The sequence below is a fragment of the Allobosea sp. 05L423 genome, assembly GCF_056397745.1.
Genome location: NZ_JBFTOA010000031.1, coordinates 1 through 19,801 on the forward strand (window position 1 = coordinate 1; position 19,801 = coordinate 19,801).

Sequence of the window (19,801 nt, forward strand, 5' to 3'; positions counted from 1 at the left end):
TCGTCGCTGTCGACCGAACCCATGCCGGTCTTGTCGAACACGGCGCCGTCCTCGTCCTCTGCGCCTTCCTCCTCCTCGGAGGTGACGGCGTCGAGATATTGCGGCCGGCCTTGCGTCTTGAGATGCGCGACGACCTTCTCGACCTCGTTGTCCGAGACGAAGGGGCCGTGCACGCGGGTGATGCGCCCGCCGCCGGCCATGTAGAGCATGTCGCCCTGGCCGAGCAGCTGCTCGGCGCCCATCTCGCCCAGGATCGTACGCGAGTCGATCTTCSAGGTGACCTGGAAGGAGATSCGGGTCGGGAAGTTCGCCTTGATCGTGCCGGTGATGACGTCGACCGAGGGGCGCTGCGTSGCGAGSACSACATGGATGCCGGCGGCGCGCGCCATCTGGGCGAGGCGCTGGATCGTGCCCTCGATCTCCTTGCCGGCGACCATCATCAGGTCGGCCATCTCGTCGACGATGACGACGATATAGGGCAGAGGCTCGAGGTCCATGACCTCCTCCTCRTAGAYMGCCTCGCCCGAATGCTTGTCGAAGCCGGTCTGGACCGTGCGGGTGATGATCTCGCCGGCGGCCTTGGCCTCRCCGACCCGGGCATTGAAGCCGTCGATGTTGCGCACCGAGAGCTTCGACATCTTCTTGTAGCGCTCCTCCATCTCGCGCACCGCCCATTTCAGGGCGACGACCGCCTTCTTCGGATCGGTGACGACGGGGGTGAGCAGATGCGGGATGCCGTCATAGACGGAGAGCTCGAGCATCTTGGGATCGACCATGATCAGCCGGCATTCCTCGGGCTTCAGCCGGTAGAGGATCGACAGGATCATGGTGTTGATCGCGACGGACTTGCCCGAGCCGGTGGTGCCGGCGACGAGGAGATGCGGCATCCGGGCGAGGTCGGCGATGACCGGCTCGCCGCCGATGGTCTTGCCGAGGCAGAGCGCGAGCTTGTGCTTGGTCGCCTCGAAATCCTGGCTGGCGAGCAATTCGCGCAGGAAGACGGTCTCGCGCTTGCTGTTGGGCAGTTCGATGCCGATGGCGTTCTTGCCCTGCACCACCGCGCACGACAGGGAGTTCGACGAGGCGAAGCTTGGCCCTGAAGGGGGTGACCTGCGCGGATTCGGCCGCGACCGGCTCGCGACGAACAGGTTCAGGCTGAGCGGGCTCGGGCTGAACAGGCTTGGACAGAACGGGCTTGGGCTCGACCGGAGGCCGCGTGCGGCGCGCCAGCGGCACGCCGGGCTTTGCCGCAGGCACGGGTTCGTCCGGGATCGGAGTTTCGTCTTCGACCGCCGGCACATCCGCGGCCGGCATCTGCCAGGACGGTGCCGCGATCTGGAAACTCACCTGATAGCTCTGCCCCCAGCCAAAGCCGGACCAGGCAGGCGCAACGACCGGTGCTGCGATCGCAAGCGGCGTGGGTGCGCGCATCGCGACTCGCGGCTCTTCGTCGGACACCACGACCGGGGCATGGACCGTCGCTTCCGCCATCATCGATGGAGCGATCGGATCGAAGGTGAAATCGGCGTCGTCGCGCTCGGCCTCGGGCACGCATTCCCAGAAGGCGTGATCCGAGATGAAATCGAGCGGCGTCGCAACATCCTGCTCCGGGAAGGCAGCAATCTCCTCGTGAGCCGCGAAATCCGCCTCGACGGGCTGCATCTCATCGACAAAGGCGTTCTCGTCCGCGTCGAAAGTCAACTCGACGTCTGCCGGCTCGTCCATGGCGGGTTCAGGCGCCGGCTCGCCGCCGGGCGCACCCCAGACCTGCCGGATCAGGTGATCCGGCGTGCGCCAGAAGCGAACGCGGCTTTCTCCCGGCGCAGGGGCGGTCGGAGACAGGCTGATGTCGAAGCGCTGTCCCAGCACCGGCGAGGCGGAGAGTTCCCGCTCGGCCTGCGCCAGCTTGCGATGGGCGTCGGTGGAGCGCGAGGGCCGGACATAGGCCGGCCAGAGACTGGATGATGCCGGCTCGGTCCGAATCGGCTCCAAGACAGGCATTTGCGGGGTCGCGGACGCCACGCCCTCCTGCGGATGAGCGAGGCGATTATCCTCGGAAGCGACGGCGTTCGCGCGGCGGAAACGATCCAGTTTTTGCATGGGCTTAGGCGAACACTACGCTTCGTTAACCTGAGACCCAGTCCTAGCCCGGCACGGTTAAGAGACCGTTCCGGCAGTCTCCTTTTCGATGCCCGAAGGTGGCGCGCTCAAGCCCGCGTGCCAATCAGCGCGCTTCCTTTTCCGGCGTGCTTCTTTCCGCGTCGTCGTCCTGCAGGACGCGCCAGGCCGCCCCCTCGAGATCGGTGAACTGGCCTGATCGCATGCACCAGAAGAAGGCGCCAAGGCCGGCCAGCCCGAGCCCCAGCGCGAGCGGAAACAGGATCACGATAATGTTCACGCTTCTGCCTCCGGCGCGGCCCTGCGGCTGCGTGCGCGCATGGCGTTGAGCGTCACGACCAGCGACGAGCCCGACATCGCGGCGGCGGCCACCAGCGGTGTCGCCAATCCTGCAATCGCGATCGGCACCGCCACAGCGTTGTAGAGCACGGCGAACCACAGGTTCTGCAGCATCAGCCCGCGCGCCTTGCGGGCGATCTCGAGCGCAGCCGATACCGGCGCGAGGCTGTCGCCGAGGAAGACGACATCGGCTGCCGCCTGCGCGAGATGAGTCGCGCTGACCGGCGAGATCGAAACATGGGCCCCTGCGAGCGCCGGTGCATCGTTGAGGCCGTCGCCCACCATCAGCACCTTGCGGCCATTCGCCGCCATGCTGTCGAGCAGGTTGAGCTTGTCGCCCGGCAGCAGGCCGGCCTGAACATGCGCGATGCCGAGCTCGGCCGCAATCGGCGCGACTGCCTCCGGCCGGTCACCGGAGAGGATCGCGATCTCCAGCCCCGCCGCGCGCAAGGCGGCGATCGTCTCGCGCGCTTCCGGGCGCAGGCTCTGCCCGAGCGCCAGCACGGTGCGATAGGAGCCGTGGCGATAGGCGATGAGCGAGGCGCCGGGGTGAAGCGCCTTCACTGACTCGGCATCTGCTTGCGCGCCGCAGAATTCGATGCTGCCGAGGCGCTGCTCGTCGTTCCCCTCGCCCGCCGACAGCCCCTGTCCGCGCTCCTCGCGGACGTCTGTTCTCGCAGAGGTGCCACCCAGCGCTCGCGCCAAGGCCTGTGCCAGCGGGTGATTGCTCGCCGCCGCGAGCGCGCCGATCTCGGCGCGATGCTCCGGCGGCAGCGCCTCGGGATTGAGGATGTCCGGCTCGGGCAGCGTCAGCGTCCCGGTCTTGTCGAAGACCGCGATGTCGGCCTCGGCGAGGCGCTCCAGCGCATCGCCCTCCTTCAGCATGATCTTGCGCTTGAACAGGGCAGAGGCTGCCACGACCTGCACTGCCGGAATCGCGAGGCCAAGCGCGCAGGGGCAGGTGATGATCAGCACGGTAACGGCGATCATCAGTGCCTCCGGCCAGGAAAGCCCCCAGGCGAGCCAGCCGAGAAAGGTCGTGGCCGCCAGAGTGTGAACCACCGGCGCATAGAGCCGCGCAGCCCGGTCCGAGAGGCGGACATAGCGCGAGCGGCTGCCGACAGCCTGGCTCATCAGCCGATCGATCTCGTCAAGCAGGGTGCCCTGGCCCGCCGCCTCGACGCGTACCGTCAGCGCGCCGGTGAGGTTGAGCGTGCCGGCGTGAACGCGCTCTCCATGCCCGATCGCAATAGGTGCGGTCTCCCCGGTGACGAGGCTCTGGTCGAGCTCGGAGCGGCCGGTCTCGACGATGCCGTCGACCGAGACCCGTTCGCCCGGCCGCACGAGGACGCGGTCGCCCGGCACGATCGCGGCTATCGGCGTGATCGTCCAGCTGCCGTCGTCGGCAAGACGCGTCGCCGTCTCGGCCTTGAGAGCCGCGAGGTTGCCGGCGAGGTCGCGGGTGCGCCGCCGCATCAGCTGGTCGAGATAGCGGCCGATCAGGAGGAAGAAGAGCAGCATCACCACGCCGTCGAAATAGGCGTGGCGGCCATGGGTCCAGGTTTCGGCGACCGACATCGCGAGCGCCAGCACGACGCCGATGGTGATCGGCACGTCCATGTTGACGGCTCCGGCCTTCAGAGCCCTGAGCGCGCTCTCGAAGAACGGGCGGCCGGCATAGGCCGCCGTCGGCAGGGCAATGAGCGCGGAGAGCCAGTGGAAGAAATCCCGCGTCGTCGGGTCGATGTCGCCGCTGTTGCCGGACCAGACCGCGACCGAGAGCAGCATGATGTTCATCGAGGCGAAGCCGGCGACGCCCAGCCGACGCAGCAGGCTGCGCTCCTCGGTGGCGGCGCCATCCTCCTGCCGCTCCGGCACGAAGGGATAGGCCTTGAAGCCGAGCGCCGCGAGTTTGTCGACGACGGCCTCCGGCCGCAGCAGAGCTTCGCGCCATTCGACCGAGACGCGCTTCAGCGCGAGATTGACGCGGGCACCGAGAATGGCGGGCTCGCGGCCGAGGCCGCTTTCGATGGCCTGCATGCAGCCGGCGCAGCGGATGCCGTCGACCGCGAGCTCCATGCTGGCGACGCCGCCATCGCGATGGCGCACGAAGACGGAGAGATCCTGCGCCGCCATCTCACTTCTCCGGCAGGGTGATGCGGCTGCGCGAGACGAAGACGACCTCCTCGCCGCGACGCGCCTTCAGCTCGAGGATCCAGGCACCGGCCTCGATACGGTCGAAGCGCGCCTCGTAGCGCCCCGGCTGGCGCTCGCTCAGCGCGACGCTGTGATCACGCGCGGAGGTGGCGGGGTGGCGCAGCCGCGCCGTCGCCGTGAAGCCGGAGAGCGGCTGGCCGAGCCGGTCCGCCAGCGTCACGTCGAGCGCTGCTCCCTCGCCCTGCCTTGCGAGCGTGGCCGCGGCGTTCCAGCCACGCGCATCGCGCTCGTGCTGGCGCGCGATCTCCTCGTTGAAGTGCTGGCTGTCCTCATAGGCGCTGCGGGTCTCGACCCCCGGCATGGTGCGCAGCGCGACCGTCATGATCGTCGCATTGACCGAGATGATGACGCCGAAGAACAGCACCAGCATCGCGGCAACCATGCGCCCGGTGAGCTGGAAAGGACGGCGCAGGCGCGGCGCGGCTTGGGTGTCGCACGACATCAGGAAAACTCCGCAGCAGCTCATGGTTTGCCTCCGGGCGCCATGAAGTGGTCGGTTGCGCGCACGGTTTCCCCGGCGAAGAGATCCGAGGCCGTGATGGTGATGGGCTGAGACGCCTCGAGCGGCACGCCGGCCGGCACGGTGACGAGGACACGCACTTCGCGCGAGGAATCCGGGTCGACCGTCACGACCGGCCGCAGATCGGCGGTGGGCGCGACCCCGACCGCGTCGATGCGGACGCCCGGCAGCCCGTCCACGGTCAGCGCGAAGGGGCGATCCTCCGGGCGCTTGTTGAGCAGGCGGACCGTATAGGCGTTGCGAATCGAGCCGTCGCTGAGCGTAACGAAGAGTGGCGCGCGCTCGTGCAGCACCGAGATATCGGCGGTGCGGCGTGTCGCGAGCTGCCAGATCATGGCTCCGCCGACGACGAGGATCAGCGCCGCATAGATCAGAGTGCGCGTCCGCAGCGGGTTGTAGACCGCAGGCTTTCCGGCAATGCGCCGCTTGACGTTGATCTCTGTGTCATAGGCGATCAGCCGCTTGGGACGGTCGATCTTGGCCATGACGGTGTCGCAGGCGTCGATGCACAGGCCGCACTGGATGCAGTCGAGCTGGGCGCCCTCGCGGATGTCGATGCCGACCGGGCAGACGGCGACGCATTGGTGGCAGTCGATGCAGTCGCCGGCCGGCGCGCCCTGCGCCTTGAGCTTCTGCGCCTGCTTGACCGAGACGCGCGGCTCGCCGCGATCATAGCGATAGGTGACGTTGAGCGCCTCGTCGTCGGTCAGGGCCGCCTGGATGCGCGGCCAGGGGCACATGAACTTGCAGACCTGCTCGCGCATGATGCCGGCGAGCGAATAGGTGGTGAAGGTCAGGATCGCGATCCAGACATAGGCCGAGATCGGCGCAGTGAAGGTCGCAAGCTCGCGCACCAGCGTCGGCGCATCGGCGAAATAGAGGACCCAGGCGCCGCCGGTCCACCAGGCAATGACGAGCCAGACGGCGTGCTTGGCGCTCTTGCGCCAGAGCTTGTCGAAACTCCAGGGCGCCTCGTCGCGGCGCATGCGCTCGCGCCGGTCGCCCTCGAAGAAGCGCTCGACGGCGAGGAATAGGTCGGTCCAGACCGTCTGCGGGCAGAGATAGCCGCACCAGACCCGGCCCGCGACGGCGTTCATCAGGAAGAGGACGAACGCCGCCAGGATCAGCAGGCCGGTGAAGTAGTAGACCTCCTGCGGCCAGATCTCGATGAAGAAGAAGTAGAAGCGATTGTTGGCGATGTCGGCCAGCACTGCCTGGTTCGGCAAATGCGGGCCACGGTCCCAGCGCAGGAACGGCAGCAGATAGTAGATGCCGAGGCACAGGAACAGGATGAGCCACTTCGCGCGCCGGAACGGACCGGAGACGCTCTGCGGATAGACCTTCCGCGACGCCGCAAACAGCGGGATGTCGTCGGTATCGGCCTCGGCCGTGCTCACGCTACTGCCCTCCCCCCAGCGAATGGACGTAGACGGTCAGCGCCTTGAGCGTCGTCTCGTCGAGGCGGCCGCCCCAGGCCGGCATCACGCCGCCCCGGCTGTTGGTGATGGTCTCGGTCAGCGAGGCCATGTCCATGCCGTAAAGGCTGATCGCGTCGGTCAGGTTGGGCGCACCCAGCTCCTGGTTTCCCTTGCCGGCGGGGCCGTGACAGGCGGCGCAGTTGTCGGCGAAGAGCTTGCGCCCCAGCGCCAGGTCGGCCTTCGGCTCGGTCGACAGGCCGGCGAGCTCGCGGACATGGTTGGCGACGGCGTTGATCTCGTCGCGCTTGAGCATGCCGTCGCGGCCGAAAGCCGGCATCTGGCTCACCCGCGTCTCGTCATTGCCGGCGACGCGGACGCCGTGGCGCAGCGTCTGCATGATCGTGTCGAGCGAACCGCCCCAGAGCCAGTCGTCATCGTTCAGGTTGGGATAGCCCTTGGCGCCGGCACCGCCGACGCCGTGGCAGGCGGCGCAATTGTCGCCGAAGGCGGCCTTGCCCTGTGCCATCGCGATCTGGAACAGCGCCGGATCGGCCTTGATCTGGGCTGGCGTCGCGTCGGTCATGCCGGCGGCCAGCGCGGCGCGCTGGGCCTTGAGCTCGTTCATCTGCACGGTGATGTCCGAGCGGGTGGCATAGCCGATCACGCCCTTCGTCGCGTCGGTCAGCAACGGCCAGGCCGGATAGACGATCCAGTAGCCGAACGACCAGATGATGGTGGCGTAGAAGATGCCGAGCCACCAGCGCGGCAGCGGCGTGTTGAGTTCGCGGATGCCGTCCCATTCGTGGCCGGTCGTAGCCTGGCCGGTTGCGGCATCGATATGGGGGGCGTGGACCTTGGGGACGTCGTGGTGCTGGTCCATCATTCAGTCCTCGCGCAGCGGATTGAGCGCGGCTTCCTCGAAGCGGGCGCGGTTCTTCGGCCAGAAGGCGTAGAGGCAGACGCCGAGGAAGACGGCGACGAAGTAGAGGAGGCCGGCGGACTGGGCGAAGCCGGCGAGCCAGTGATAGGTCGTTTGCATCGTCGTCTCGCTCAGCGGATGTTGGCCTTGTCGTCGTAGAGCTTGAAGTCGACCAGCGTGCCGAGCGCCTGCAGATAGGCGATCAGGGCGTCGGCTTCGGTGATGCGCTGCGGGTTGCCGTCGAAATCGCGCGACTGGACCCGGGGATAGCGCTTCTCCAGATCGGACTGGCCGGGATGGTCCGGCGTCGCCTGCGCCTTCAGGTCGCTCTGCGCCTGCGCGATCATCTCGTCGGTATAGGGCACGCCGCCGGCGCGATTGGCGCGCAGTTCGTCGGCGATGTCGCCATAGGACAGCTCGGTCTTCGCCAGGAAGGGATAGCCCGGCATGATCGACTGCGGCACGACCGCGCGCGGCTCGGCGAGATGCGCCCGCTGCCATTCGTCGGAATACTTGCCGCCGACGCGGGCGAGGTCGGGCCCGGTGCGCTTGGAGCCCCATTGGAAGGGCTTGTCGTACATGCTCTCGGCCGCCAGCGAGTAATGCCCGTAGCGCTCGACCTCGTCGCGCAGCGGCCGGATCATCTGGCTATGGCAGTTGTAGCAGCCCTCGCGGACGTAGATCGAGCGGCCGGCCAGCTCGAGCGGGGTGTAGGGGCGCATGCCCTGCACGGTCTCGATCGTGTTCTTCAGGTAGAAGAGCGGCGCGATCTCGACGAGTCCGCCGACGGAGATCACCAGCAGCACGCCGATGACCAGGATGATCGAGTTGGTCTCGAAGATCTTGTGCTTGGCCCAGAGCGACCGGCGCGCGGGCTTGTGTTCGATGCTCGTCATTGCGGAAACTCCTCAGACGGCCATGGCCAGCGGCGCCGGCGCGTCGTCCACGCGCGGCATCTCGGCCGCGCTCTCGGAGCGCACGGTCATCCAGAGGTTGAAGGCCATGATCAGCGCGCCGATCAGGAACAGGGCACCGCCCATCGCGCGGATCACATAGAAGGGATGCATCGCCGCGACGGTCTCGATGAAGGAGTATTCGAGGAAGCCGAGCGAGGTGTAGGCGCGCCACATCAGGCCCTGGAGGATGCCCGAGACCCACATCGCCGAGATGTAGAAGACGATGCCGAGCGTCGAGATCCAGAAGTGCCAGCTCACCAGCTTGAGCGAGTAGAGCCCCTTGCGGTTCCACAGCCAGGGCACGAGGCAGTAGATCGCGCCAAAGGAGATGTAGGCGACCCAGCCGAGCGCGCCGGAATGGACGTGGCCGATGGTCCAGTCGGTGTAGTGCGACAGGCCGTTGACCGCCTTGATCGACATCAGCGGGCCTTCGAAGGTCGACATGCCGTAGAAGGCGAGCGAGACCACCATCATGCGCAGGACGGGGTCGGTGCGCAGCCGGTCCCAGGCGCCCGACAGGGTCATGATGCCATTGATCATGCCGCCCCAGGAGGGCATCCACAGCATGATCGAGAAGGTCATGCCCAGCGTCTGCGCCCAGTCCGGCAGCGCGGTATAGTGGAGGTGGTGCGGGCCGGCCCAGATGTAGATGAAGATCAGGGCCCAGAAGTGGATGATCGAGAGCCGGTAGCTGTAGATCGGCCGCTCCGCACGCTTCGGCACGAAGTAATACACGATCGCGAGGAAGCCGGCGGTGAGGAAGAAGCCGACGGCGTTATGGCCGTACCACCATTGGAACATCGCATCCTGCACGCCCGACCAGAGGCCGTAGGATTTCGGCGACAGGACCGAGACCGGCACGGCAACGTTGTTGCCGATATGCAGGACGGCGATGGTCAGGATGAAGCCGAGATAGAACCAGTTCGCCACATAGATATGCGGCTCCTTGCGCTTCATCACCGTGCCGAGGAAGACCAGCAGGTAGGCGACCCAGACGATGGTCAGCCAGAGGTCGGCATACCATTCCGGCTCGGCGTATTCCTTGCCCTGGGTGATGCCCAGCAGGTAGCCGGTGCCGGCGATGACGATGAAGAGGTTGTAGCCGAGGACGACGAACCACGGCGAAAGCGTGCCCGCCAGGCGTGCGCGGCAGGTGCGCTGCACGACGTAGAAGGACGTGCCGATCAGCACGTTGCCGCCGAAGGCGAAGATCACGGCCGAGGTGTGCAGCGGCCGCATGCGGCCGAAATTGATCCAGGGCAGATCGAAGTTGAGATCCGGGAAGGCCAGTTGCGAGGCGATCAGCAGCCCGACCGTGAAACCGGCGATGCCCCAGACCATCGCAGCGACTGTCGCGAACTTGACGGGCCCCATATTGTAGTTCGGCTTGCCGTCGATCTCTTGCGGCTCAGTCGCGGGCGTGCCGTCGAAGCAGCGGTTCGCGATCAGGATGACGCTGGCGGCAGCCGCCACGACGCCCAGCATGGCGTGGAAGGCATAGCCCGAATTTTCGGCCAGTGCCGAGATCACGATCAGCGGCAGCACGCAGGCCGCCGCGATCAGCATGCCGATCATTTCGCCGACAGTCGCCTGCCTGACTTGGCTCGCCGTTGCCGTCACATTCGACTCCCGCTTCGTCGCCGGCGCATGAGCGCGCCATGAAGGGGAGCCTTACCGAGCGGCCGGAGGCCGGGCGTTGATTCAGGTCAAGGGGAGCCGGCGGCGGGTTGCGGCGAGAGGGCGCAGGCCTCAGGCCGCGACCATGCTCATGCGCTCGGGATTCATCACGCGCACGCCGCCCGGCACGATCAGGATCGTCTTGTCCTTGGCGAGGCGGGTGAAGGTGCGGCTGACGGTCTCGATGGTCAGGCCGAGGAAGTCCGCGATGTCCTGCCGCGTCATCGGCAGCGGCACCGTGACCGATGGCTTGCCGAGCCGTGCCCAGCGCTGCTGCATCCCGAGCAGGAAGCAGATCAGCTTCTCCTCGGCCGTACGCCGGCCGAGCAGCATCATCTGCTCATGCGCCAGCGTCAGCTCATGCGTGGCGAACTCGTGGAGGCGCTTCAGGAGATGCGGCTTGGCGTCGACCAGCGCCGTATAGGCGCCGCGCGAGAACGCGCAGGCCGCGACATCGCCGATCGCATCGGCCGAGAAGCCATAGGCGTCGCGCATGGCGAGCCCGAGGAAATCCCCCGGCAGGGCGAAGCCGACGACCTGGCGACGCCCGTCCGACAACAGCTTGTAGAGGCGCACCACGCCAGCCGTGACATTGTAGACGGAGTGGGCCTCGCGCCCCTGCGTGAACAGCGTCTCGCCGGATGCGAAATGCGTGGTGTGCGCCAGGGATTCGAGCAGCGCCAGCTCGTCGTCCGAGAGCGAGGCGCAAACGCTCACCAGGCGAACCATGCAGGTGCGGCAATTGCCTTCGCCGCGGTTGGCAGCGCTACAGACCGAAGGGTGACAGTTCACGATCGCATCTTCCCGCTTTTCACGGCGACCATAGCCGAGGCCAACAGGGTCACAAAGCACGCTTGCCACCGTAGCCGGCGGAATTGATCCAGATCAATGCGACAACATCGCCCCCGCAACCACCGTGCGCTCCAGAAATTCGGGAGAGCCGCACGTGACCGGCGATGACATCTTCGAGGTCGCGCGCATCGCGCCGGCCGGAGCCGACGCCGTTTACGGCCTCGTCGCCATGCTGCATCCGGAGGTAACGCCCGATGACTGGGCCGCCTTCGTGCGCGACCATTCGCAGGACGGCGCCCGCCCGCGCGGCGTCTTTGCCCTGCGCGATGCCCGCGGCATGCCGCATGCCCTGTTCACCTTCCGCGTCGCGCAGACCATCGCTGGAGGAACCACGCTCGAAATCTTCGAGCTGGCGATGCTGCGCCTGCCGGGAACGCATCTGGTCGATGCGATGCTGCGCTTTGCCAATCAGCTCGCGGTCGAGCTCGGCCTGCCCCGAATCTCGATCTCCCTGGAGCGCTCCGCAGCCTGGCCGCAGGACCACGACGCGCTGCAGCGTTCGGGCTTCCAGGTCGATCGCGTGATGGTTCTGGGGCGGGCTCGAATGGAGCCCACACCCTGGAATTGACCTGTCTCAATCAGGAATGACGCCGGCTACAGTGGCGCCGGACGGCCTCTCAGACCGCTTCGAGCGCGATGGCGATGCCCTGGCCGACGCCGATGCACATGGTGGCGAGTGCGCGGCGCTTGCCGGTCAGCGACAATTCAAGTGCGGCCGTGCCGGCGATACGCGCACCGGACATGCCGAGCGGATGGCCGAGCGCGATCGCGCCGCCATTCGGATTCACATGCGCGCCGTCCTCGGCAATGCCGAGGTCGCGCAGCACGGCGATGCCCTGGCTGGCGAAGGCCTCGTTGAGCTCGACGATGTCGAAATCCGTCGGCTTCAGGCCAAGCCGCGCGCAGAGCCTGCGGGTCGCCGGGATCGGCCCCAGCCCCATCACGCGCGGCGCGACGCCGCCCGCAGCGCCACCGACGACGCGCGCCAGCGGGGTCAGGCCATATTTCGCCGCGGCCTTCTCCGAGGCGATGATCAGCGCCGCCGCGCCGTCATTGACGCCCGAGGCATTGCCGGCGGTGACGGTGCCGCCCTCCTTGCGGAAAGGCGTAGGCAGCTTGGCCAGCTTCTCCAGCGTGGTGTCGCCGCGCGGATGCTCGTCGCTCTCCACGACGACGGGGTCGCCCTTCCGCTGCGGAATCACGACCGGCACGATCTCCTTGCCGAACCGGCCGTTCTGCTGGGCGGCGACGGCCTTCTGCTGCGAGCGCAGGGCGAAGGCGTCCTGATCGGCACGGCTGATATTGCAGTCGGCCGCGACGTTCTCACCGGTCTCCGGCATGGAGTCGACGCCGTATTGCTTCTTCATCAGCGGGTTGATGAAGCGCCAGCCGATGGTGGTGTCGTGGATCTCGGCGTGGCGCGAGAAGGCGCTGTCGGCCTTCGGCAGCACGAAGGGCGCGCGCGACATGCTCTCGACGCCGCCGGCGATCATCAGCTCGGCCTCGCCCGCCTTGATCGCGCGGGCCGCCGTGATGACGGCGTCCATGCCGGAGCCGCAGAGCCGGTTGATCGTCGTGCCCGGCACTTCCTTGGGAAGGCCGGCGAGCAGGAGCGACATGCGCGCGACGTTGCGGTTGTCCTCGCCAGCCTGGTTGGCGCAGCCAAAGATCACATCGTCGATCGCGCCGAAATCGACGCCGGCATGGCGCTCGACCAGGGCCTTCAGCGGCACCGCTCCAAGGTCGTCCGCCCGCACCGAGGAGAGGGAGCCGCCGAAGCGGCCGATCGGCGTGCGGACATAGCCGCAGATGAAAGCTTCGGTCATCGTCGGGAACTTCCCCTGTGTCGCGGCCCTTCAGGCCCGGCCGTCATCGGGTGTTCTCGCCGCCCCTCCGCGCTTTGTAAAGACGAAGCGGCGCGCACGGGCGCACGCCACGTCCATCCGCCCTATTTGCCCCAGCGCAGTGCCAGCGGATCGAGCTCGCGCGCGAGTTCGATCAGGCCCTCTCGGGTCTTCGGATGCAGCGGGGTCAGCGGATGGCGTACGGCCTCCGACCTGATCACGCCGCCTTCCTTCATCACCGCCTTGGCCGAGCGCAGGCCGCACTGGCGGTTCTCGTAGTTGATGATCGGCAGCACCTTGGCATAGAGCGCCGCCGCCTGCTTGCGATCGCCCGCGGCATGGGCGGCGAGGATCGGCTTGATCAGGTCCGGGATCATCGCCGAGGTCATGGTGCCGGTCGCACCGGCGTCGAGATCGGCCATCAGCGTGATCGCCTCCTCGCCGTCGAAGGGACCGACGACGGCCTCGCCACCGGCCTCGATCAGCGCGCGCAGCTTGTTCGCCGTGCCGGGCACCTCGATCTTGAAGTAGCGGACGAGCGGCACCTCCTTGGCCAGGCGCACCATAAAGGGCACGGTCATGGTGACGCCGGAGAGCGGCGCGTCCTGCAGGATGACGGGCAAGCCGCAGGCGTCAGTGACCGCCTTGAAGTGCTCGATCATGCCCTGCTCGTCGGCCCTGAGCAGCGCGCCATGATAGGGCGGCATCATCATCAGCATCTTGGCGCCGGCATCGGCCGCCGCCTTGGCGCGGGCGGCGGCGATGCGCGTCGAGAAATGCGAGGTGGTGACGATGACCGGCACGCGGCCGGCGACCTCCTCGATCGAGAGCCGCATCACCTGATCGCGCTCCTCGTCGGTGAGCAGGAACTGCTCCGAGAAATTCGCGAGGATACAGATGCCGTCGACTCCCTGATCGACCATCAGGTCCATGACGCGCTTGTTGCCCTCGATGTCGAGGTCGCCATTGTCGTGGAAGATGGTCGGCGCGATCGGCAGGATGCCCTTGTAGGGTTCGGTCATGGCGTCATCTCGTATGGCGGACAGGGCGGAATTCGCGCGGGCGATACGGTTGTCAAGCAGTGCTGGCGGCTTTGGTGCCGCGCAGCCGGCGGGCAACGCCGCCGACGACCGGCATGACCAGCAGCGCCAGACCGATCGTCATCAGCGTCGAGACCAGCGGGTTCGACCAGAAGATCGAGAGCGAACCCTGGCTGAAGATCATCGACTGGCGGAAGGCGTCCTCGGCCTTGTCGCCGATGACCATGGCGAGCACCAGCGGCGCGATCGGATAATCGAGCTTCTTGAAGACGTAGCCGACGAGCCCGAAGATCAGCGCGAGCCAGATGTCGAACTCCTTGCTCGCGGCGGTGTAGGCGCCGATGAAGCAGATCACGACGATGATCGGCCCGATGATCGAGAAGGGAATGCGCAGGATCGAGGCGAAGAGCGGCACCGTCGCCAGCACGATCACCACCGCGACGACATTGCCGAGATACATCGAGGCGATCAGGCCCCAGACGAAATCCGGCCGGTCGGTGAAGAGCGTCGGGCCGGGGTTGAGGCCCCAGATCATCAGACCGCCCATCATCACCGCCGCTGTCGCCGAGCCGGGAATGCCGAGCGCCAGCATCGGCAGCATGGCGGCGGAGCCGGCGGCGTGGTCGGCCGTCTCGGGTGCGATCACGCCCTCGGGCTCGCCCTTGCCGAACTTCGCCGGGTTGCGCGAGGAGCGCTTGGCCATGGCGTAGCTCATGAAGGAGGCCGCGGTCGGCCCGCCCGGCGTGATGCCCATCCAGATGCCGATCAGCGAGGAGCGCAGCAAAGCGAGCCAGTAGCGCGGCAGCTTCGCGGCGGTGCGCAGCACGTCGCTGATGCGGACCTTGGCGGCGACACCTTCGAAGCGCAGCCCCTCCTCCATCGTCAGCAGCAATTCGCCGATGCCGAACAGGCCGATGACCGCGATCAGGAAGCTGACGCCCGCGAGCAGCACGTCGAACTCGAAGGTGAGCCGGACATTTCCCGACACCGAGTCCATGCCGATCGTCGCCAGCGCGAAGCCCATCGCCATCGACACGACCGTCTTGAAGGGCGAGGAACCACCGAGCCCGATGAAACTCGCGAAGGTCATGAAATAGACGGCGAAATACTCGGGCGAGGAGAAGCGCAGCGCGAATTTCGCGACCCAGCCGGAGAGCAGCGTGATCAGGATGACGCCGGCCATGGCGCCGAAGCCGGCGGAGAGGAAGGCGAAGGACAACGCCTCGGTCGCCTTGCCCTGCTTGGCCATGGGATGGCCGTCGAATGTGGTGGCGACCGAAGACGGTTCGCCGGGGATGTTGAACAGGATCGAGGTGGTCGAACCGCCGAAGAGCGCCCCCCAGTAGAGCGAGGTCAGCAGGATGATCGCCGAGACCGGGTCCATCGAGAAAGTCAGCGGCAACAGCAGCGAGACGCCGTTGGGGGCGCCGAGCCCCGGCAGCACCCCGACGAGCACGCCGAGGAGCACGCCTGCCATCATCAGCAGGATATGATGCGTGGTGAGCGCGACCGAGAAGCCGTGCATCAGGTTGGCGACGTTGTCCATGCGCGTTTCCCTGCCGCCTCAGAGGCCGATGAGCGGCTCGATCGGGCCCTTGAGCAGGCCGATCTGGAAGAATTTTTCGAGAGCGAAGTAGAAGAACGCCGCCGTCGCGAAGGCGGTGACGAGCGTCGGCAGCCAGCCGTAACCACCCTGGAAGCGCATCGCGAAGACAAGATAGAGGATCGTCGCGACATACATGCCGAGCGTCGCGCTCAGCACCACGAAGCCGATGAGCGGCAGCAGGAAGGACAGCACCCGTTTGCCGCGCTCGGCATCGAGGAAGGACTCGGCGAGTGCGGCCTTGCCGGCCACACGCTGGCCGACCGTCATCGCCAGCGTGCCGAGGCTCGCCAGCGCGATCAGCACCCCGGCATAGAACGGGAAGGCACCGGGCTGCGGCCCGGCGGAATCCCAGCCGATGCCGAATTCCAGCGAGCCCTTCACGATGACGAGCCCGAAGACCAGCGTCAGGATCGCCGTCCCGATTTCAGCCCAGAAGCGGGTGATCATGCGGTGGTTTCCTCCTTGCGGGGGGCGGCGGGAACGCGCGTTTCAAAGGAGAAGCGGGTCATCCCGGACGGAGCGAAGCGGAGATCCGGGATCCATGCCTGAGCCTACCCGATAGAGGTTCTGGCATGGATCCCGGGTCAAGCCCGGGATGACTGCGGGGTTCCGAGGCAAATCGGCACGCGCCGACTACACCTTACTTCGCGACCCAGCCTTCGTTCTCGAAGACCTTCTTGTTCGCAGCCTCGTCCTTGGCGACGAAGTCGGCGAGCTCCTTGCCCTTCATGAACCGGGCGGTCTGGGCGGTGCGCTGCACGAACTCCTGCCACTCCGGCGTCTTGGAGACCTTCTCCATCAGGTCGGCGTAGTAGGCAACGGCATCGGCGGGGACGTCGGCCGGCAGCCAGACGGTGCGCGGCATCTGGAAGGTCTCGAGCGGCAGACCCGCCTCCTTGCAGGTTGGGATGTCGCCCCAGCCCTTGCCCTCGAAGACCGGATCGCTCTTGGCGAGGCGAACCGGCGAGAACACGCAGAGCGGCTTCACCTGGCCGGCCTTCCACTGGCCGATATTCTCGTTGGGGTTGTTGACGTTGGAGTCGATATGGCCGCCGGCGAGCTGCACGGCCGCGGCGCTGCCGCCCTGGAACGGCACGTAGATCCACTTCACGCCGGTGGCGTCCTGGATCATCGAGGTCAGCGTCTGGTCGGTGTCCTTGGACTGGCTGCCGCCCATCTTGAAGCCCATGGGCTTGGCCTTGACCGCCTCGATATAGCTCTTGGCGTCGGCATAGGGCGCGTCACCCTTCACCCAGATCAGGAACTCGTCGAGCGCGAGCGAGGCGACCGGCGTGAGGTCCGTGAACTTGTAGCCGAGCTTGGCGACATAGGGCAGCAGATAGGCGTTGTTGGTGCCGAAGATGACGCGGTTCGGATCGCCCTTGGCGCCCTTGCCATAGACATAGCCCTCGGCGCCCGAGCCGCCGCCCTTGTTCACCACCACGATCGGCTGCTCGGTGAACTTATGCTTGGTGATGATCGACTGGATGATGCGAGCGAAATTGTCGGTGCCGCCGCCGGCGCCCGAGGTCACGACGAACTCGATCGGCTTGGTCGGCTCCCAGGCCTGCGCCGCACCGACGCCGCCGAGCGCGAGCGCGCCGGCGAACGCAGCCGAGATGGCAATGGTCTTCATGATGGTTTTTCTCCCTAGGAATTGGATTTTTGCGACGCCGCTCTTATTGGCGGCTTCACTGAAAGCAGCTGAAACTCAGGCCGCAGCGCGCGCCCTCGCCTTTCCGTCCTGAGCCATCTTGATGGCGAGCGAGAGCGCGGCGCGCGTCGCGCCGAGATTGGCGATTCCCTTGCCGGCGATCTCATAGGCCGTGCCATGGGCGGGCGTGCAGATCGGGAAGGGGAAGCCGCCGATCAGGGTAACGCCGCGGTCGAAGCCGATCAGCTTCATCGCGATCTGCCCCTGGTCGTGATACATCGTCAGCACGGCGTCGAAATCGCCGTTCTTGGCACGCAGGAAGACCGTATCCGAGGGGAACGGTCCCTCGACGGTGAAGCCCTTGGCCTTGGCCGCCGCAACTGCCGGCTCGATCGTCTCGATCTCGTCACGGCCGAAATTGCCGCCGTCGCCGGCATGCGGATTGATGCCGGCAACCGCGATGCGCGGCGGGTTGAAGCCGGCCGCCCGCAGATTGGCGTCCGCCAGCGTCAGCGCCCGCAGAATGCGCTCCTGGGTGATGTTCTTGGCCACCTCGGAGAGCGGGATATGCGAAGTGACGCGGGCGTTCCAGAGCTTGTCGAGGATGTTGAACTCGCTCGCCGCGCCCTCGAAGCCGATGGCATCGCGCACGAAGCGGATCTCGTCGTCATAGCCGGGATAGGCGAAGCGCATCGCCGCCTTGTTGAAGGGCGTGAAGAACACCGCATCAGCCTTGCCGGCAGCGGCGAACTGCAGCGCGCGGCGGAAGTTCTCGGTCGCAGCCTTGCCGCCGGCGAGCGTCGCCTTGCCGCGCTGGAGATCGGCCGGGTCGTGGTTGCCGAGATCGACGAAGACGGGCTTGTCGCCGAGCGGCAATGCATCGCCGTCCTTCACGACCTGAACCTGCGGATCGACGCCGCCATCCTCGATGCCGAGATCGAGAAGCCGCTTGTCGCCGAACACGACATAACGCCCCGCCGCCCTGAGATCGGCCTCTGAAAGAATCCGCGCCGTCAGCTCCGGGCTGATGCCCGAAGGATCGCCCATCGCAACGGCAATCACCGGCAGGGCCTCATTCATCCGCTCGTTCATGGCCGCACTCCGCTGCCCAGCATTCTTGCCCCTCCTCGCTAACACAGGCCTCTCATCGCCTCAAGTATGCTGTATGCAGCATAACGAGATTGCTGTAGTCATCGCCAAAAGCGCGGCCACGCCGTCATCGGCCGTGCCGGGAGGAGAGCGATGAATTTCCACGCGCATTACGCCGGGATCACCGAACCGGTCGAAACCTGCCTCGTCGGCAGCGGCAGCTTCGGCCGCAGCTATCTGGCGCAGTCGCGCCGCACGCGGCTGGTTGGCGCGCGCATTGCCGTGGACATGACGGCCGACGCCGCCGGGCGCGCCTTCGCCGCGGCCGGCTTCGCGCCTTCCGAAATCGCCCTGTGCGAGACCACAGCCGAAGCGCGTGCGGCTTGGGACAGCGGCAAATGCGTCGCAGCAGCGAGCCTCGGCATCGTCCTCGGCCTCCCCTTCCAGCTGCTCGTCGAAGCGACGGGCAGCCCGGAAGGCGCGACCCGCCACAGCCTCGCAGCGATCGATGCCGGCCGCCATGTCGCTCTTGTCTCGAAGGAGGCCGACAGCGTCGTCGGGCCGGGGCTGGCGCGCCTCGCCCGCGAGAAGGGTGTCGTGGTGACGCCGGTCGACGGCGACCAGCCGAGCCTGCTGATCGCGCTGGCGAGCTGGGCCGAGGTGCTCGGCCTCGACATCATCGCGGCCGGCAAGTCGAGCGAGTACGACTTCGTGCTCGACGCGGCCACCGGCAACGTCACCTGCAATGGGGTGACCCGCTCGCTGCCGGCGCTGCGCGAGCACTGGCTGCCCGGCTCGCGCTCCATCGTCGCCAATGCGGCGGAGCGTGCGCGCATTCTGGGCGAGGCCTTCCCGCTGCGAGCCGTGCCCGATCTCTGCGAGATGACGCTGGTCGCCAACGCGCTCGGCTTCTCGGCCGACGCAGCCGGCTTCCATGCACCGCCGGCGCGTATCCCGGAGCTCGCCGATCTCTTTGCGCAGCGCAGCGAGGGCGGCCTGATGTCGGGCACGCGCCGCATCGACGTGTTCCATCACCTCCGCCTGGCGGAAGAGGCGAGCTTCGCCGGCGGCGTCTTCATCGTCGTACGCTCAGACAATGCCGAGACCTGGGAGATGCTCGCCGGCAAGGGCCATGTCGTCAGCCGCACCGGCCGAACTGCGGCGCTCTACCTGCCGCGCCACCTGCTGGGCGTGGAAGTCGCCACCTCCATCCTCGACGCCGCCGGCCTCGGCCGCTCCGGCTATGGCGAGGATTATCGGCCGCGGCAGGATCTCGTGGCGGTGGCGCAGCGTGACCTCCCGGCCGGCACGGTTCTGAAGATGGGCGGCCACCATCACAGCATCGACGGCATCGGCGCCGAGGTTCGCCCTGCCGCTCCGCTCGCGGCCGACCGCCCTGCCCCGTTCTATCTCGTCGCCGACCGGCCGCTCGTCCGCGCCGTCAAGGCCGGCGAGGCGATCCGCCTCGGCGATGTCGAGATCGCCGGCGATTCCGGCCTGCTGGCGATGCGCCAGCGCCAGGACAAGCTCTTCGCCGCCGTTTGACAGCGAC

The 19,801-nt window shown here is 67.1% G+C and carries 18 protein-coding genes and 1 pseudogene; 3 read left to right on the forward strand and 16 right to left on the reverse strand.

The genetic code is table 11. The features are described from left to right. Positions 1–1,067: pseudogene (locus AC1DNE_RS29565) on the reverse strand (DNA translocase FtsK); the annotation flags it as partial. Here AC1DNE_RS29565 and AC1DNE_RS29570 point away from each other — a divergent pair. Then, on the forward strand, positions 1,030–1,965 hold the full coding sequence (locus tag AC1DNE_RS29570) for a hypothetical protein (RefSeq protein WP_476841356.1): 936 nt from the start codon (positions 1,030–1,032) through the stop codon (positions 1,963–1,965). The pseudogene AC1DNE_RS29565 and the gene AC1DNE_RS29570 overlap by 38 nt on opposite strands. Positions 1,966–2,224: 259 nt before the next feature. Here AC1DNE_RS29570 and ccoS read toward each other — a convergent pair whose 3' ends face one another. The 9 genes from ccoS to AC1DNE_RS29615 all read right to left on the reverse strand — a co-directional run bounded on the left by ccoS (position 2,225) and on the right by AC1DNE_RS29615 (position 10,893). Then, positions 2,225–2,398 (reverse strand): cbb3-type cytochrome oxidase assembly protein CcoS, encoded by a 174-nt coding sequence (ccoS, locus tag AC1DNE_RS29575; RefSeq protein WP_441473771.1) that lies wholly within the window; start codon positions 2,396–2,398, stop codon positions 2,225–2,227. Next, the gene (locus tag AC1DNE_RS29580) at positions 2,395–4,593 is read right to left on the reverse strand and encodes a heavy metal translocating P-type ATPase (RefSeq protein ID WP_441473770.1); all 2,199 of its coding nucleotides are present in this window, start codon (positions 4,591–4,593) and stop codon (positions 2,395–2,397) included. Before AC1DNE_RS29580 ends, ccoS begins: the two co-directional genes overlap by 4 nt. A gap of 1 nt (position 4,594) precedes the next feature. Then, positions 4,595–5,116: a FixH family protein gene (locus AC1DNE_RS29585; protein ID WP_441473769.1), complete on the reverse strand. Its 522-nt coding sequence runs from the start codon at positions 5,114–5,116 to the stop codon at positions 4,595–4,597. Positions 5,117–5,136: 20 nt separating this feature from the next. Beyond that, positions 5,137–6,591 (reverse strand): cytochrome c oxidase accessory protein CcoG, encoded by a 1,455-nt coding sequence (gene ccoG / locus AC1DNE_RS29590; RefSeq protein ID WP_441473768.1) that lies wholly within the window; start codon positions 6,589–6,591, stop codon positions 5,137–5,139. A 1-nt stretch (position 6,592) separates the two neighbouring features. Further along, positions 6,593–7,495: a cytochrome-c oxidase, cbb3-type subunit III gene (ccoP, locus tag AC1DNE_RS29595; protein ID WP_441473767.1), complete on the reverse strand. Its 903-nt coding sequence runs from the start codon at positions 7,493–7,495 to the stop codon at positions 6,593–6,595. Continuing rightward, a complete protein-coding gene (locus tag AC1DNE_RS29600) occupies positions 7,496–7,651 on the reverse strand; it encodes a cbb3-type cytochrome c oxidase subunit 3 (protein ID WP_441473766.1) in 156 nt (51 codons plus the stop codon). An 11-nt stretch (positions 7,652–7,662) separates the two neighbouring features. Further along, complete coding sequence (gene ccoO, locus AC1DNE_RS29605) at positions 7,663–8,427, reverse strand: cytochrome-c oxidase, cbb3-type subunit II (protein WP_441473765.1); 765 nt, start codon at positions 8,425–8,427, stop codon at positions 7,663–7,665. A gap of 12 nt (positions 8,428–8,439) precedes the next feature. Continuing rightward, positions 8,440–10,053, reverse strand: coding sequence for a cytochrome-c oxidase, cbb3-type subunit I (ccoN, locus tag AC1DNE_RS29610; RefSeq protein WP_441473774.1), 1,614 nt, complete (start codon positions 10,051–10,053; stop codon positions 8,440–8,442). Between the two features lie 183 nt (positions 10,054–10,236). Continuing rightward, a complete protein-coding gene (locus tag AC1DNE_RS29615; protein WP_441473773.1) occupies positions 10,237–10,893 on the reverse strand; it encodes a helix-turn-helix domain-containing protein in 657 nt (218 codons plus the stop codon). A 217-nt stretch (positions 10,894–11,110) separates the two neighbouring features. On the opposite strand from AC1DNE_RS29615, the gene AC1DNE_RS29620 reads away from it, so the two are divergent. Next, positions 11,111–11,584 carry a hypothetical protein gene (locus AC1DNE_RS29620; protein WP_441473764.1) on the forward strand — a complete coding sequence of 158 codons (474 nt, stop codon included), beginning with the start codon at positions 11,111–11,113 and terminating at the stop codon, positions 11,582–11,584. 49 nt (positions 11,585–11,633) lie between these two features. Here the strand turns inward: AC1DNE_RS29620 and pcaF are convergent, their stop codons facing one another. The 6 genes from pcaF to AC1DNE_RS29650 all read right to left on the reverse strand — a co-directional run bounded on the left by pcaF (position 11,634) and on the right by AC1DNE_RS29650 (position 18,252). Next, positions 11,634–12,842, reverse strand: coding sequence for a 3-oxoadipyl-CoA thiolase (pcaF, locus tag AC1DNE_RS29625; protein ID WP_441473763.1), 1,209 nt, complete (start codon positions 12,840–12,842; stop codon positions 11,634–11,636). A 122-nt stretch (positions 12,843–12,964) separates the two neighbouring features. After that, positions 12,965–13,882 (reverse strand): dihydrodipicolinate synthase family protein, encoded by a 918-nt coding sequence (locus tag AC1DNE_RS29630; protein WP_441473762.1) that lies wholly within the window; start codon positions 13,880–13,882, stop codon positions 12,965–12,967. A 52-nt stretch (positions 13,883–13,934) separates the two neighbouring features. Next, complete coding sequence (locus AC1DNE_RS29635; RefSeq protein ID WP_441473761.1) at positions 13,935–15,446, reverse strand: tripartite tricarboxylate transporter permease; 1,512 nt, start codon at positions 15,444–15,446, stop codon at positions 13,935–13,937. A gap of 18 nt (positions 15,447–15,464) precedes the next feature. Beyond that, positions 15,465–15,953, reverse strand: a complete 489-nt coding sequence (locus AC1DNE_RS29640; protein WP_441473760.1) for a tripartite tricarboxylate transporter TctB family protein — start codon at positions 15,951–15,953, stop codon at positions 15,465–15,467. A gap of 193 nt (positions 15,954–16,146) precedes the next feature. Beyond that, positions 16,147–17,142 (reverse strand): Bug family tripartite tricarboxylate transporter substrate binding protein, encoded by a 996-nt coding sequence (locus AC1DNE_RS29645; protein ID WP_441473759.1) that lies wholly within the window; start codon positions 17,140–17,142, stop codon positions 16,147–16,149. A 75-nt stretch (positions 17,143–17,217) separates the two neighbouring features. Next, entirely contained in the window at positions 17,218–18,252 is a 1,035-nt protein-coding gene (locus AC1DNE_RS29650; RefSeq protein ID WP_476767121.1) for a 4-hydroxythreonine-4-phosphate dehydrogenase PdxA, read from the reverse strand. Between the two features lie 150 nt (positions 18,253–18,402). Here AC1DNE_RS29650 and AC1DNE_RS29655 point away from each other — a divergent pair, with 150 nt between their 5' ends. Further along, positions 18,403–19,794 carry a flagellar biosynthesis protein FlgA gene (locus AC1DNE_RS29655; RefSeq protein WP_476767122.1) on the forward strand — a complete coding sequence of 464 codons (1,392 nt, stop codon included), beginning with the start codon at positions 18,403–18,405 and terminating at the stop codon, positions 19,792–19,794. Positions 19,795–19,801: the final 7 nt, after the last annotated feature.

Excerpts from the sequence above, each read along its gene's own strand:
- AC1DNE_RS29570 (WP_476841356.1), top strand. The coding sequence starts at position 1,030 with ATGCCGATGGCGTTCTTGCCCTGCACCACCGCGCACGACAGGGAGTTC.
- AC1DNE_RS29580 (WP_441473770.1), bottom strand. The coding sequence starts at position 4,593 with ATGGCGGCGCAGGATCTCTCCGTCTTCGTGCGCCATCGCGATGGCGGC.
- AC1DNE_RS29585 (WP_441473769.1), bottom strand. The coding sequence starts at position 5,116 with ATGTCGTGCGACACCCAAGCCGCGCCGCGCCTGCGCCGTCCTTTCCAG.
- ccoP (WP_441473767.1), bottom strand. The coding sequence starts at position 7,495 with ATGATGGACCAGCACCACGACGTCCCCAAGGTCCACGCCCCCCATATC.
- AC1DNE_RS29600 (WP_441473766.1), bottom strand. The coding sequence starts at position 7,651 with ATGCAAACGACCTATCACTGGCTCGCCGGCTTCGCCCAGTCCGCCGGC.
- ccoO (WP_441473765.1), bottom strand. The coding sequence starts at position 8,427 with ATGACGAGCATCGAACACAAGCCCGCGCGCCGGTCGCTCTGGGCCAAG.
- ccoN (WP_441473774.1), bottom strand. The coding sequence starts at position 10,053 with ATGCTGATCGCGGCGGCCTGCGTGCTGCCGCTGATCGTGATCTCGGCA.
- AC1DNE_RS29615 (WP_441473773.1), bottom strand. The coding sequence starts at position 10,893 with ATGGTTCGCCTGGTGAGCGTTTGCGCCTCGCTCTCGGACGACGAGCTG.
- pcaF (WP_441473763.1), bottom strand. The coding sequence starts at position 12,842 with ATGACCGAAGCTTTCATCTGCGGCTATGTCCGCACGCCGATCGGCCGC.
- AC1DNE_RS29630 (WP_441473762.1), bottom strand. The coding sequence starts at position 13,882 with ATGACCGAACCCTACAAGGGCATCCTGCCGATCGCGCCGACCATCTTC.
- AC1DNE_RS29635 (WP_441473761.1), bottom strand. The coding sequence starts at position 15,446 with ATGGACAACGTCGCCAACCTGATGCACGGCTTCTCGGTCGCGCTCACC.
- AC1DNE_RS29640 (WP_441473760.1), bottom strand. The coding sequence starts at position 15,953 with ATGATCACCCGCTTCTGGGCTGAAATCGGGACGGCGATCCTGACGCTG.
- AC1DNE_RS29645 (WP_441473759.1), bottom strand. The coding sequence starts at position 17,142 with ATGAAGACCATTGCCATCTCGGCTGCGTTCGCCGGCGCGCTCGCGCTC.
- AC1DNE_RS29650 (WP_476767121.1), bottom strand. The coding sequence starts at position 18,252 with ATGAACGAGCGGATGAATGAGGCCCTGCCGGTGATTGCCGTTGCGATG.
- AC1DNE_RS29655 (WP_476767122.1), top strand. The coding sequence starts at position 18,403 with ATGAATTTCCACGCGCATTACGCCGGGATCACCGAACCGGTCGAAACC.